The organism is Advenella mimigardefordensis DPN7 (assembly GCF_000521505.1).
GTDB lineage: Bacteria > Pseudomonadota > Gammaproteobacteria > Burkholderiales > Burkholderiaceae_B > Advenella > Advenella mimigardefordensis.
Genome location: NZ_CP003915.1, coordinates 3,282,058 through 3,295,159, shown reverse-complemented (window position 1 = coordinate 3,295,159; position 13,102 = coordinate 3,282,058). Strand labels below are relative to the sequence as shown.

Annotated in this window: 10 protein-coding genes; 5 read left to right on the top strand and 5 right to left on the bottom strand. The window is 54.7% G+C overall.

The window, feature by feature from the left end:
* Positions 1–766: 766 nt before the first annotated feature.
* Both MIM_RS15155 and MIM_RS15150 read right to left on the bottom strand, forming a co-directional pair.
* A complete protein-coding gene (locus MIM_RS15155; RefSeq protein ID WP_025373606.1) occupies positions 767–1,408 on the bottom strand; it encodes a homoserine/threonine efflux transporter in 642 nt (213 codons plus the stop codon).
* Positions 1,409–1,531: 123 nt separating this feature from the next.
* Positions 1,532–2,338: an alpha/beta fold hydrolase gene (locus MIM_RS15150; RefSeq protein ID WP_025373605.1), complete on the bottom strand. Its 807-nt coding sequence runs from the start codon at positions 2,336–2,338 to the stop codon at positions 1,532–1,534.
* Between the two features lie 297 nt (positions 2,339–2,635).
* On the opposite strand from MIM_RS15150, the gene MIM_RS15145 reads away from it, so the two are divergent.
* Together MIM_RS15145 and MIM_RS15140 are read left to right on the top strand one after the other, a co-directional pair.
* Positions 2,636–3,640: a Bug family tripartite tricarboxylate transporter substrate binding protein gene (locus tag MIM_RS15145; protein WP_025373604.1), complete on the top strand. Its 1,005-nt coding sequence runs from the start codon at positions 2,636–2,638 to the stop codon at positions 3,638–3,640.
* 21 nt (positions 3,641–3,661) lie between these two features.
* On the top strand, positions 3,662–5,404 hold the full coding sequence (locus MIM_RS15140; RefSeq protein ID WP_025373603.1) for an IlvD/Edd family dehydratase: 1,743 nt from the start codon (positions 3,662–3,664) through the stop codon (positions 5,402–5,404).
* Between the two features lie 49 nt (positions 5,405–5,453).
* On the opposite strand, the gene MIM_RS15135 is transcribed toward MIM_RS15140, so the two are convergent.
* Positions 5,454–6,329 carry a LysR family transcriptional regulator gene (locus tag MIM_RS15135; RefSeq protein WP_025373602.1) on the bottom strand — a complete coding sequence of 292 codons (876 nt, stop codon included), beginning with the start codon at positions 6,327–6,329 and terminating at the stop codon, positions 5,454–5,456.
* Between the two features lie 142 nt (positions 6,330–6,471).
* Positions 6,472–7,644, bottom strand: coding sequence for a DJ-1/PfpI family protein (locus tag MIM_RS15130; RefSeq protein ID WP_025373601.1), 1,173 nt, complete (start codon positions 7,642–7,644; stop codon positions 6,472–6,474).
* A 205-nt stretch (positions 7,645–7,849) separates the two neighbouring features.
* Here MIM_RS15130 and MIM_RS15120 point away from each other — a divergent pair, with 205 nt between their 5' ends.
* The gene (locus tag MIM_RS15120; RefSeq protein ID WP_144084657.1) at positions 7,850–8,800 is read left to right on the top strand and encodes a lactate/malate family dehydrogenase; all 951 of its coding nucleotides are present in this window, start codon (positions 7,850–7,852) and stop codon (positions 8,798–8,800) included.
* A 409-nt stretch (positions 8,801–9,209) separates the two neighbouring features.
* Here the strand turns inward: MIM_RS15120 and MIM_RS15115 are convergent, their stop codons facing one another.
* On the bottom strand, positions 9,210–9,524 hold the full coding sequence (locus MIM_RS15115) for a hypothetical protein (protein ID WP_144084656.1): 315 nt from the start codon (positions 9,522–9,524) through the stop codon (positions 9,210–9,212).
* Positions 9,525–10,261: 737 nt separating this feature from the next.
* Between MIM_RS15115 and MIM_RS15110 the strand changes: the two genes are divergently transcribed.
* Positions 10,262–12,682 (top strand): type VI secretion system Vgr family protein, encoded by a 2,421-nt coding sequence (locus MIM_RS15110; RefSeq protein ID WP_025373597.1) that lies wholly within the window; start codon positions 10,262–10,264, stop codon positions 12,680–12,682.
* A gap of 14 nt (positions 12,683–12,696) precedes the next feature.
* Entirely contained in the window at positions 12,697–13,071 is a 375-nt protein-coding gene (locus tag MIM_RS15105; RefSeq protein WP_025373596.1) for a hypothetical protein, read from the top strand.
* The last annotated feature ends 31 nt before the right edge of the window (positions 13,072–13,102 follow it).

Genomic DNA, 13,102 nt, shown 5'->3' with positions numbered 1-13,102 from the left:
CTGCTGCGGATCGGTGTATCGACGGCAGATGAGCCGGATGGTTGCCGGCAAAACCGAACGAGGCTGAATGGCTGGCCGCCGCGTATGAATGTATGGCGGCCGCTTGCGGATAATCAGCGATGTGCAGGACGCGGCGTTGTGCCGGTCGGCTAAGGTGATTGTGCAATTGCATTTCCACTCCCGTGGCGAACGATCCGCAACACATTGGACCCGCAATACAGTGCAAGGCAGATGGCAGAGAATCGTGTTAACAAATCCCAGGCCAGACAGATGTGCTTACGGGCGCCTGCTGCAGGCGCGTTGATGGTGGATGTCTGGTTGGGGACGGTTTGGGCTTGTTAGCCGCTACGCCGTACGAGAGGAATGTGAGGCAAGTGTGATGGCCGTGGCTTCCTGACGCACGGCCAAGGAGAGTACGGCGAACCACCTGAGGAATTGAGGGGTTAGACGGAAGGCAGGGGGAACGTTTGCACAAAAGGCGGTCGGCAGCATGCCTCGGGTGTAAACCCGATGCGTAGCAGACAGCGCGAAGGCAAGTGCGTTCATGAATGAAATTGATTTTTTGAGATGCGAAAAATTATAACACAAATGATATATTTTTCAAAAGATTCAAAGACCTACGTTGCGTCGGGCTTGCGGAGGGCGCATGAAAAGCAGCATGCTCCGGTCTGCCGCAGGCCTCGTTGCAAGGTGTTTGCCCGGCTGTTGCTGCTATGGGTCGCGCTGCTTTTGATCGCTGCCAGCTGCGATCGAACGCGGCTATCGATCAGTTGGATTTGAACCCGCTGATAATCAGCTTTACACCGAATCCCATCAATACCACTCCGACTAGCTGTTCCAGATACGCCTGCACCCGCATGTAGCCACGCCGGATCAATGGGCGGGAAAAGGCCAGTGAAACGGCCACTCGCCACAGCATAGAGGTCAGGCTGATACCCACCCAAATGGCCAGCTTGGTGGGCCATTCTGTGGAAGGCGTGATGGTGACCGAGAAAATACTCACAAAAAACAGGGCAGTCTGTGCATTGGCCAGATCGGTCAGCATTCCCCGGCGGAAATGAACACCGGCGCTGGCTGCCATGGTTGGGACGGTCGTACTGCCAAGGACTGCTTTGGTGCGTCCCCGGGCCTGCCTGAACAGATTGAAGCCGTACCAGATCAGATATGCACCGCCTAAAATCTGAATGGCCGCGAATATGGTGTGGCTGGTGGCGATAATGGTTGCCAGGCCGACCAGACCGAGTGCCGCGTATATCGCATCGCCTGTGGCAACCCCGGCACCGGCCGCAATGCCGGCCGATTTGCCCTGGGACAGGCTGGTTTGCACAATCAGAAACAGATTGGGCCCGGGGCTCAGGAAGGTGAGGGCAAAGAGCCCGACGGCTGTAAGTACGGCGTGGTAAGACATGCGGTCAGTCCCTTGCTACAGTGATGACTAAAAAATCACTATAACGCGATGTACCTGCAGCGGCGAGTACAAATGTGATATCGCCGGACGTTATGGTAAAAAAGCCGCAGTCTGTACGGTGGCTCAGCGATCGATATCGGCCACAAACGCCTTGATGATATCAAGGGTGCGTGCTTCATCTTCCCGGTATGGGACGTGACCGATCCCGCTTAGAATCTCGGCTCGTCCGTGGCCTGCCGCGATAACATGAGCATGTTCGACCGAGCCGTAAGGATCGCTGTCGCCATGGATAGCCAGCTTCGGACAACGGATCTGCGCCAGTTCATTGCGCACATGCCATTGAGAAAAGGCCTGCGATAGCCAGATATCGGTCCAGGCATCCACAACCCAGCGGCTTTTGTCGCCGTGATATTTGTCCAGTCGGGACAGGTTTTCCGGTTTGGCAAAATCCAGTTTGGCCTGGCGGATGCCATCGAGCGTGAGTTTTTCAACAAACACCTGGGCACCCATCGTAATCAGTCCCTTACAGGCATCCGGATATTGCGCAGCGGTTTGCACCGCCATGGCGCCGCCCACGCTGTGCCCGCAAGCAATAAAACGATCCAGTTCGAAGGCGGCGAGCACTTGCGGGATGATCTGCCTGACTTCCTGAGAGATAAAATCAGCCGCAATGGTGCCGGGATAGGGATCTGAGCTGCCGAACCCGAGCCGTTCGTAGGCAATGACCGGGTGACCGGTGGCCAGCACCAGTTTTTGCGGAAAGTCGCGCCAAAGGGGAATGCAGCCAAGTGAATCATGCAGCAGGACAATAGGGGTCTGGCGCAGCGCGTCTTCTCCCGGAAACGACCAGGACTGGGCATGTACACGACCCTGGGTGGTTTGAATCTGGTGCGTATTCACCTCAATGATTGCGGTATGTGTTTGTGTCATCAGTATTGTCTGAATTCAAGTCAATAAAGCGTTCACCTTGCGGCCTGGGGCGAACGGGTGTCGATAGCACGCCGGGTCATTATAGTGCCTGCTGCTGTTTTTATTGCGTCGATCAGATCAATTCGGCAGCGCCGAAATGGCCGATTGTTGTGCAATTTTTATAGACAAAACAAAAATATTTTTTGTTTTCCCTGGCTCTTCATTTGTCATACTGCATTCTGCCTTGCGTGGCGGCCGCTGACCGCGCAGGGTACTTCAATCAAAAAGCAACCCATACTCATTATCGGGAGACAAAATATGTTGATGACGAGATTTCACCAAGGGGCCGCCCGTGTGGCGACCTGTCTGTTGCTCGGCAGTCCGCTGGCACTTGTACCGTTTGCAGGTGCGCGGGCAGATACTTACCCGGATAAACCGATACGGCTGGTCATTCCCTATCCACCGGGGGGCGCAACCGATGTGATCGGGCGGATTGTGGGAAAAAATCTGGGCGATCAGATTGGCGGCCAGGTCGTGATAGAAAACCGGGGCGGTGCGGGGGGCAATATTGGCGCGGCTGACGTTGCCAAGGCCAGGCCCGATGGATATACCCTGCTGATGGGGGCGCTCACTTCGCATTCGGTCATGTCCATCCTGGAAAAAGGCAAGCTGAGCTATGATCTGCAAAAAGATCTGACGCCGGTAGGCGTGGTCGGATCGGTGCCGCTGGTTGCGGTGGCGAATCCATCATTAAAGGTATCGACCTTGCCCGAGCTGGCAGAGCGCGCCAAAAAGACCCCCGGCAAGCTTAATTTTGCGTCATCCGGCGCTGGTGCGCCACAGCGCATGGCCATGGAATTGTTCAAGCAGATTGCCGGTGTGAATATTGTGCATGTTGCCTATCGTGGCAGCGGCCCGGCAATGACGGATCTGGTCGGTGGGCAGGTGGAGGTCATGACTGAAACCGTACCGGCAGCCATCAGCTTCATCAAATCAGGACAGCTGCAGCCACTGGCGGTTCTGACACCGGAGCGCATTTCCATGCTGCCTGATATTCCTACCGCCAGGGAACAGGGCTATGACAATTACAATGTAAGTTCGCTGTTTGGCGTGATGGCCCCTGCGGGTACGCCCAAAGCGGTGCTTGATAAAGTAAATGCAGCACTGACAACGGCGCTGTCCAAAGATGATGTGAAGAAACAATTACTGGAGCAAGGGGTGTATGCCGATCCCCTGACCATTGATGCGTCCCGGGACCGCCTGAAGGCGGAGATCGCCCTGTGGGACAAAGTAATCAAAGACGGCAATATCACCACACGATAATCACAATTGAGGTAGAGCAACATGTCCAGAGGCAATCAGTCGGATGACAAACCCGCAGCAGGATTAAAAAAGGGCCTGACCAGTTACGGCGACAATGGCTTTTCTCTGTTCCTGAGAAAAGCGTTTATCAAGGGAGCCGGGTATTCAGACTCAGCGCTGACCCGCCCGGTGGTTGGTATTGCCAATACCGGCAGTGCCTACAACCCCTGCCATGGCAATATGCCGCAATTGCTGGAGGCGGTGAAGCGGGGCATTATGCTGGCCGGTGGCCTGCCGCTGGATTTTCCCACCATCTCCATTCACGAAAGCTTTTCCTATCCAACCAGCATGTACCTGCGCAATCTCATGTCCATGGATACCGAAGAGATGATCCGGGCCCAGCCAATGGATGCGATCGTGCTGATTGGCGGCTGTGATAAGACCGTACCGGCCCAGTTGATGGGTGCCGCATCGGCAGGGATTCCGGCGATTGAACTGGTTACCGGTTCCATGCTCACCGGCTCGCACCGTTCAGAAAGAGTGGGTGCCTGCACCGATTGCCGTCGCTATTGGGGAAAATTCCGGGCGCAGGAGATAGATGACCAGGAAATTGCAGATGTGAATAATCAACTGGTGGCCAGTGTGGGTACCTGTTCAGTGATGGGGACAGCCAGCACCATGGCGTGTCTGAGCGAGGCACTGGGCATGAGTCTGCCCGGTGGTGCGAGTCCGCCTGCCGTGACGGCGGATCGCATGCGCATCGCTGAGCTGACCGGCGCCCAGGCCGTGCAGATGGCGCGCGATCATCTGACGATTGATAAAATCCTGACGCCCGATGCCTTTGAAAATGCCATGCGGGTATTGCTGGCCATCGGCGGCTCCACCAACGGCATTGTGCATCTTGCCGCCATTGCCGGACGGGTTGGGCTGGATATCGATCTGCAGGCGCTCGATCGCATGGGCAGGGACACGCCGGTGCTGCTTGATCTGAAGCCTTCGGGCCAGCACTATATGGAAGATTTTCATAAGGCAGGGGGTATGGCAACGTTGCTGCGCGAGCTCAAACCGCTGCTCAAGCTCGATGCGCTGACGGTCACCGGACGTACCATGGGAGAAGAAATTGAACTGGCGGGCCCGGGGTTTGCGCAGACAGTGGTAAAAAGTGCCGCCAATCCAATCTATCCGCAGGGCGGGATTGCGGTGCTGCAAGGCAACCTGGCGCCCGGTGGCGCCATCATCAAGCAGTCTTCGGCCAATGCCGGCCTGATGGAGCACGAAGGGCGTGCGGTCGTGTTCGAAGATGCGGCCGATCTGGCCGCGCGCATTGATTCGGATGATCTGGATGTGACGGCTGACGATATTCTTGTTCTTAAAAACATCGGCCCCAAAGGCGCGCCGGGCATGCCTGAAGCGGGCTATATTCCCATTCCGCGTAAACTGGCGATTCAGGGTGTGAAGGATATTGTGCGTATCTCTGACGGTCGCATGAGTGGTACCGCCTTCGGTACGATCGTGCTGCATGTCACGCCGGAGTCGGCCATTGGCGGGCCGCTGGCCTATGTGCACAATGGCGACCGAATCCGCCTGAGCGTGAGCCGACGCGAGATTTCCCTGCTGGTTAGCGAGCAGGAGCTGGCGTCGCGTCGTGAACAGGCTCCGGTCGTCGTGCCAAGTGCCGAGCGTGGTTACCAGAAGCTGTTTCTGGATACCGTGACGCAGGCCGATAAGGGCGTGGATTTTGATTTTCTGCGGGCGGCGCAAACCAAAGGCACGGTGCCGCGTTAGGGCAACGTTGTGCAGGGCCCCGGTTGCGGGGCGCCGGCGCGAGTATCAATCAACTGCCCGTGCCGAATACCACCCGGGCCTGCTCGTGGATACAGGCCGCCAGCTTTGCCTGATGCCCATGCTGGTTCCAGACCAGCCCATTGCGCCGGACCAGCGTTCTGCCCGGCAGTGGAATCTGGATGATCTCCAGTGATTGCCACATGGTAGACCAGTCGGGCAGCAAGGAGACGCCCAGGCCTTCGTGCACCATGACTGCAATTGAAGACAGGCTGTTGATCTCCAGTCGTTGCCGGGGATGCAGGTCGTGGTCGCGCAGATAGCGATCGGCCAGTTGTCCGCCATAGACGCTGCGATCATAGCGCAGAAAGGGTTCGCTGCTCAGAACATCATGAGCATCGCGACCCAGCATATGCGCAGGTGCAATCACCACCAGCGGCTCCTCCATAAATTTTTGCCAGACACAATGTTTGGCCACGGCAAACTGCGGTTCGACCACAATCGCTGCGTCCAGTTCGCCGGCGGCGACCTTGCGGCACAGTTCGATGGAAGCGCCCGGCGTTACAAAAACCGATGTTTCCGGATAAATATCATAGAGCCGCTTCAGGATAGGGGGCAGAATATTGGTTAGTGCAGATGCGAAGCAGCCCAGACGCAATTCGCCCTGATTGCTGCGATCCATGGCCATGGCGCGCATATCCCTGATCTGCCTGACGACTGAACGCGTGCTTTCGATAATCCGCATGCCGCTGGCGGTGGGCTTTACCGATCGACCGGAGCGCCGAACCAGTTCGACACCCATATCGTCTTCCAGCGCCTTAATGCGCGCGGCCACGGCAGCGGAGGTCAGATCAAGCCGCCGGCCGGCCTCGGCAAACGAGCCGGCTTCGACAACCGTGATGAAACTCTGCAGGTAATTAATATCCATTATTTTTATGCCAGTCCAGGTTCGTGGAGGATGAGTAATGAAGTGGGGGGCACTTGTCATCCCTTCTACATCTCATCGTTTCTATTATATGCAGGCCTGGGCGCCACTCACGGCTGTGCACGAGTGGCTCCGGTACTTGTTTTCAATTGTCATTGGCCGGGAGCTTCGATTTAGGTCCGGGCCAGGGATACTCGAGCTGCATGGCCACCACGCGGGCGGTCGGTTCGCCATAGCGCTTGCTGATGGCGCCTAGCGTGTCGGTCAGTGCGGTGGCCGGGTGCGCCATATCCACCGCGGGAACCTCGCTACGGTTATCTGATGATGTACTCACGGCGTCGGCGATGATGTGCATGCCGTTGCGCGAGATGATGGGTTCCTTATTGGGCGCAGATGTAGCGACACGCGAGCGATAGGTGCGGGTCCAGGCGTCTGCCACCATGGCCAGCGCGACTTCGTCAATGCCTGTATGTAGCGGCATAAGCAATTTTTCTCTATGCCAGAATGCCATCGTATTTTGAATCACCGTAAGCGCAAAGGGACGGGTGAAGCGGAACGATTGACTGTCGTGCGCGGCACTCCACTGCATCACGCCCAGATCCTGGCCAGCCTGCTGTGCCTTCTCACGACCGGCAATCGCTTCGATAAGCGTAAGCATGGTGGGGATGGAGGCCGTGATGCCGGTTGTGGTGACCACACCATTGTCTATCACCCAGCGCCGGTTTGCCACATAATTGATATCGGGATGTTTCTGCAGCAGTTCTTTCAGATAGTACCAGTGGGTGGTGGCGCGTTTACCATTGAGCAGCCCCGCTTCGGCTACGACTTTTGCACCTGCGCAGACGCCGATAATAATGGCTCCTTTGGCTTTCTGTTGCTGCAGCCATGCCATAACGGCAGGGTCATCGTCACGACTCATCGCCGGCACGATGACATAGTCTGCGCCATCCGGATAGCGGCGATCAAACTGTGCGACAGTGGTGTCAGGCTGCACGGTGAGGGCCGGATATAGGCTGACCGGTCCGTCATGCGTGGCAAGCGTCATCACATCGGCAATATCGGCGCGCTTGAGAATGCCATAGGGCATCAGGTAGTCTGTGGTTTCGGTGGCGTCGTTGATCCCGATAATGGCAATGAGAGGGCGCCGGTGTTCAGCCGGAGCAAGAGCAGCAAGCGTTGTTGCATACTCGTCCTGATCTGGCCCGGGCGCAGGCGTGTGGCTGCCCGGTACCGGGAGCGACAGGAGCCAGACCGCACCGGCGATAATCGAGAGCGTGATAAAACCAATCACAACCAGCATAAAAACACGGAATTTCATGGCGGTCACCTCTGTGGCCAGCAGCAGTGCTGTTCAGGTTGGAAATCGGTTCTCGGCGTTATCATCAGCCGCAGTGGCAAGCAGGCTGATGGATCACGAGGCAGATAAATGCCTAATTGTATTTATTATTCAATTGTGTTTTAACACGAATGCATACAACCGGTATGTGTTGCTGCGATAAACTGGGCAGATTGCTTTTAGCGTAATGCAACGGAGAGTCGGTATGAAGATCGGTTTGATTGGTGCTGGTGCGGTAGGGCGTGCCTGCTTAACTTCCCTGGTTTATGCGGGAGGCGCTCGCGAGATTGTCCTGGTTAATCGCAATCACAAAAGGGCGCAGGGAATGGCAACGGACATTCAATATGGGGCCACCTTGTTGCCGGCCGTTCATGTACGGGCGGGACACTATGAAGATCTGGACCGGTGTCATCTGGTAATTGTCACGGTAGGCGTGAATGAAAAAACCGGTGGTGCGACCGATCGCAGTGACGACGCTGGTCGCTTGCGGCTGCTGGAGGATAATGCAAAAATCTACCAGGACATCATTCCGAAGATTAATGCGGTCGCGCCGGGGGCCATTATTCTGGTGGTAACCGATCCGCCAGACCCACTGGCCGAGGTGGCGCGCCACTACAGCAACGGTGCGCATGTGCTCAGTTCGGGCACATTGCTCGATTCTCAGCGCATGCGATTTCATATCGCCCGTCACGCAGGCGTGCATCCTTCTGCCGTTGAAGCGATGGTCCTGGGTGAACACGGTACGTCTCAGGTGTTTATCTGGTCTGGAGTCCGTATCGGCGGTGTGCCGCTGGCGCGCGTGCTGGATGTCAATGAAAAGGATTGTGAGGCATTCCAGAATAAAATCGAAGAAGAAGTCCGGTTTGCCAATATCAGCATTATTGAAGGCACCGGCGCCAGTCAACTGGGCATTGGTATGGTCACGGCGCACATTACCAGTACGATCCTGAACAATGAAAGACTGGTCGTGCCTATCGGATCTCATATTGAGGCGTATGAGACGACATTGTCGCTACCCTCGCTATTGAGCAGGGAAGGGGTGCTGGAAACCTATATGCCGGCCCTGTCGTCACGCGAGGAGGATGCACTGGCCGCCAGTGCCGCCGTGATTCGGAAGGCCTGGGAGGGTGTGGCCTGATAAAAAGCCGTGTGCACTTTCGCTGGCGCACGTTGTGTCAGCGGATGAGTCGTTTCGATGGCATTCGGTCAACATAGAGAAAAAAATATCGCCATTTTTTTGCAAAAAATGCAAAAAAATTTACCCAGATCAAGGTAAATAACCGATCACAGCAATACTATTTGTCTGGACCTTTAATCCGGTGGCAGGCTCAAATCCCATACGCAGCAAGCAGGGCCTGTCAGTGGTGTTAAAGGTCTCTTTTTTTTGCCTCTGTTTTTTTCTATTTTTTGTCGCCTCTTTCTGGCAACTGCGCTCTGGCCATTTTCCTATCGTCCGCAGGACAATCTGAAGAGCATGGGTACTATGCTCTGCAACCCGGTTCTGCTTTCAGCTTACAGCTTCAGATACCGGATTCTAAGGCAACCCATCAATCAAAATCAATCACTGCTTCCTGTGTCTCTTTCAGGTACAGCACGTTCACCGTATTGTTTTTCTGGATCTGCGCCATATGGTAGATTGGAATAACCTGGCTGCATACGGTCTCGAAGGCCGGGCCGAAAGTGGGTGTAATGCGAACACCCACGTTTAATACGAAATGATCATTGATCCGGGTACCTGAATCTTCCACCGACAGGATAGTGGCCTGGCCACGCTCGCCGGTCTCGCGGACCCGTCGATTATCGCTGGCGCCAGCCGATAGCGATATAAGAATCAATATGATGCCGCCGAGCATCATGCTCATTGAGATCACCAGACAATATATCGAAATCGGCGGTAGCCAATCTTCTACTGGATAGAAGACATAGGAAAAGATTCCAATAAAGGGGATCCAGGAAAGAGCAAATAATTTCCAGCCCAGGCGGGCAGTACTTTTTGTATTGGACATAAACGTAAGTTCACCGCGATATCTGTATCCGACAATCGTTGTAGTACAGGGAGGATGCCGAAACAATCATCATCATATTACGTCAGTAATATGACAGAAATAATAACAGTACATACTGCTATCAGAGCAGGTTAAATCGTTGCTGATTGAATCAATGGCTGCACTTCAGAATTGGTCAGTGGCGACTTCCGAACGACACGACGAAGCGTCCGGTCCGGTCTGGTCAAAGTGCACGGGAATGCTGCTTTTATGCCTCATTTCATATATTAGAGAATATTTCATATGTAAAAGTGTGTTCCTTCTATGGTGCGCGCCGCTGCTGTCAGCGTGTTATACGGTGGTTTGCGGGCGTATAGGCGCTTACCCAAGGGATGACGACTTATTCAGGTAATTATTCTGACATAAAGCCTGCCTATGATTTGTGCTGTCCCGATCAGATGAATCAATAGCAACTGCAATAGCTGACTATTGATCATGTTGGACAGAGGCCCATTTGACAGGCAGTCCTGATCACAAACGATGAGCATCGCTCATACACGCAAATCCGCCCCTTTTTTTGATCGACCAGCACGCGCCCAGCGCGAGAGATGAACATGGATATCCCTCAGTTACAGAACCGGCCCGTTATCGCGCATACACCGATGCCCGAGGTGCTTCACTTCAAAAGCATGAAAGGGCAGGCCGGGCTCTCGGAATTATTTGAGTTCAATGTCGAACTGGTCGCTAAAACCTATATGCTGGATGTCCGGTCGCTGCTGGGCAAGCCACTCACATTGCAGGTGGAAACCGCCAGCGGTGCACCGCATTACCTGAATGGCCAGATCATCCGGTTCGAGCTGGTGGGGCGTGAATTACTCAATTCCGAATATTATGTTTATCGCGCGACCGTAAGACCGTCTCTCTGGTATCTGACTCAATCCAGAGATAATCGCATTTTCCAGAATAAATCGGTGGTTGATATTCTCAAGCAGGTGCTGGGTGCTTACAGCTTCCCGGTGGAATACAATCTGACCGAGTCGTATCGCAATTGGGAATATTGCGTACAGTATCAGGAATCAGATTTCGATTTTGTCAGTCGATTGATGGAGCATGAGGGTATCTATTACTGGTTCCGTCATGAGAACGGCGAGCACACACTGGTGCTGACAGACGATATGTCTACGCATGAGCCCGCGCCCGGTCACGATACCTATACGTTCTACGATGGCCAGATGCACATGCTGGCGCATGAAGAATTCGTCTCAGACTGGCATGTACAGGCGCAGATCACGCCGGGCGGCTACGCCACGGTTGACTACGATTTCCGCAAGCCGAGCGCACGTCTGGATTCGACCAGCAAGAATGCCGAAACGGCCAACACCGACAAGCTGGAAATCTACGAGTGGCAGGGCGGGTACCAGGAAGCCGACCACGGTGAAAAATATGCTCGTCTGCGACTACAGGAAATACAGGGCGCAAGAGAGCAGGTGCTTGGCATCTGCAATATCCGCGCTGTAGAGCCTGGACGCAATTTCAAGCTGCGTAACCATCCCCGTCGTACCGAAAACCGCGAATACCTTTGTGTATCGGCCAGCTATAACATGAGCGTGGCCGGTTATTCTACCGGTACTGAACAAGAGGATCATTTTGAAGTGATCTTCCGTGCCTTGCCATCCAATATTCAATTTCGCGCGCCCCGCGTAACGCCTCAGCCCAAAACCAGTGGGCCGCAAACGGCTCGTGTCGTCGGGCCTGCGGGTGAAGAGTTGTGGACCGATCAATATGGCCGTATCAAGGTCATGTTCCACTGGGATCGCCAGGCGACCGGGGACGAGAACAGCTCTTGCTGGATTCGTGTATCCAGCCCATGGGCAGGTGGTGGTTTCGGCGGACTGCAACTGCCGCGTATCAACGACGAAGTGGTGGTTGATTTTATCGGCGGAAATCCGGATCGGCCGGTGATTCTGGGGCGGGTGTATAACGCGCAGAACATGCCGCCGGTATCGTTGCCGGCCAATGCAACGCAGAGTGGCTTTCGCAGCCAGTCTGTATTCGGCGATCCCAGCATGCGTAACCAGATGATCTTCGAAGATAAGCTGGGCCAGGAACTGGTGGATATGCGTGCGCAGCTGGATATGGTGTTGAACGTGGTACGCAATCTGACGGTCACCGTAGGCGCCAATTTGAAAACGACGGTGGGCGAGACTGAGACGCGGGATGTAACGGGCACCCGCACTACGCATATTGTCGGACATGAAAAGGAAACGTTTGACGCGGGTGTGCATAGAGACATTACTGCTTCTGGCCTGACAGACCATATCAAGGGTGGCGCGACAACAAAGATCATCACCGGCAATAATGTTTTTCGAGTCGAGGAAGGCACCAATACCGTTTATGTGAAATCGAATGAACACCACACCATAGACGGTACGCTGCATCAGGACGTGAAAGAGGCTGCGACGCTGCACTACAAAAACAAACTGACGCGCACCGTTGCAGAGACAGAAGATGTCACGGTAACGGGCGCGGCGACACATACGTATGAAAATACCTTTACGTCGAAGCACGGAGGAAAGGTGCTTTTTGATGCAACGAAACAGGACTTTGAGATCCTGTGCAAAAAGTATACGATTACCGCGTCCAGCGGCGAGATAAAAAATGTGACCTCGCACGCAGTCAATAACTATAAGGCTGGCAGGGACACCACCGTTTCCGGTATCGATTACAAGGCGGTTACGATTCTTGGCTATGACGTAATGCCGATCAAGGTATCGGTGACCTGGGCGGTGAATTTTGGTTATTCGAGCCTGGCAATTCAAGTACAGCCGCTTCGAGTCGCGCTCCGGGGTATCGCCATGCAGCTGGACGGCTTGAATCTGGCCTTAACGGGACTGAAGTTCAGCAATCAGGCGGTGAAAGTCGATGTTAGCGGGGCGAGTTGGAAGGCGGACGGGATCGATCTGAAAACAACAGCCGCGAAAACCACATTACAGGGCCTGGGCGTTACCCTTGCCGGTTTGAAACTATTTGCTTGACGGAGAACAATTAAATGCCAATTTTACAGGGCCGAATCGGATCAAGTGTGACGCTGGTCGATGTGATGATACTGGGGCCTCGCCCCAATTTTGGTCCTAAAATCACCATGATCCCCAATCCGCTTTCCCGGGTGTTTACGCCCGGGCTGGATTTGGAGTGCTGCCCCATGCCTACGATGATAACCTGGGCCAATGAAACCGGGATATTGGGCGTGCTGGTGCCCGTGGTCAAATGCTTTGCGACCAAATTCATCAATGTCAGCTTCCGGGTGTTTTCCGGTGCCTTACCGGTTTGTCGCTGGATTTCCATGGGTTTGAGCAATATTATCAATGGCGTTTTGTCCACCAATCTGATCCCGTCCCCTAACCGGATTTTTGTTTTTGCCTGAACAACGCCTTTCCCGAAACCTGTTGCGCGAG

What these genes read in the sequence shown, in the direction of transcription:
- MIM_RS15135 (WP_025373602.1), bottom strand. Translation starts at nt 6,329, where the DNA reads ATGGATATTAATTACCTGCAGAGTTTCATCACGGTTGTCGAAGCCGGC.
- MIM_RS15130 (WP_025373601.1), bottom strand. Translation starts at nt 7,644, where the DNA reads ATGAAATTCCGTGTTTTTATGCTGGTTGTGATTGGTTTTATCACGCTC.
- MIM_RS15110 (WP_025373597.1), top strand. Translation starts at nt 10,262, where the DNA reads ATGGATATCCCTCAGTTACAGAACCGGCCCGTTATCGCGCATACACCG.
- MIM_RS15150 (WP_025373605.1), bottom strand. Translation starts at nt 2,338, where the DNA reads ATGACACAAACACATACCGCAATCATTGAGGTGAATACGCACCAGATT.
- MIM_RS15120 (WP_144084657.1), top strand. Translation starts at nt 7,850, where the DNA reads ATGCAACGGAGAGTCGGTATGAAGATCGGTTTGATTGGTGCTGGTGCG.
- MIM_RS15145 (WP_025373604.1), top strand. Translation starts at nt 2,636, where the DNA reads ATGTTGATGACGAGATTTCACCAAGGGGCCGCCCGTGTGGCGACCTGT.
- MIM_RS15155 (WP_025373606.1), bottom strand. Translation starts at nt 1,408, where the DNA reads ATGTCTTACCACGCCGTACTTACAGCCGTCGGGCTCTTTGCCCTCACC.
- MIM_RS15115 (WP_144084656.1), bottom strand. Translation starts at nt 9,524, where the DNA reads ATGAGCATGATGCTCGGCGGCATCATATTGATTCTTATATCGCTATCG.
- MIM_RS15140 (WP_025373603.1), top strand. Translation starts at nt 3,662, where the DNA reads ATGTCCAGAGGCAATCAGTCGGATGACAAACCCGCAGCAGGATTAAAA.
- MIM_RS15105 (WP_025373596.1), top strand. Translation starts at nt 12,697, where the DNA reads ATGCCAATTTTACAGGGCCGAATCGGATCAAGTGTGACGCTGGTCGAT.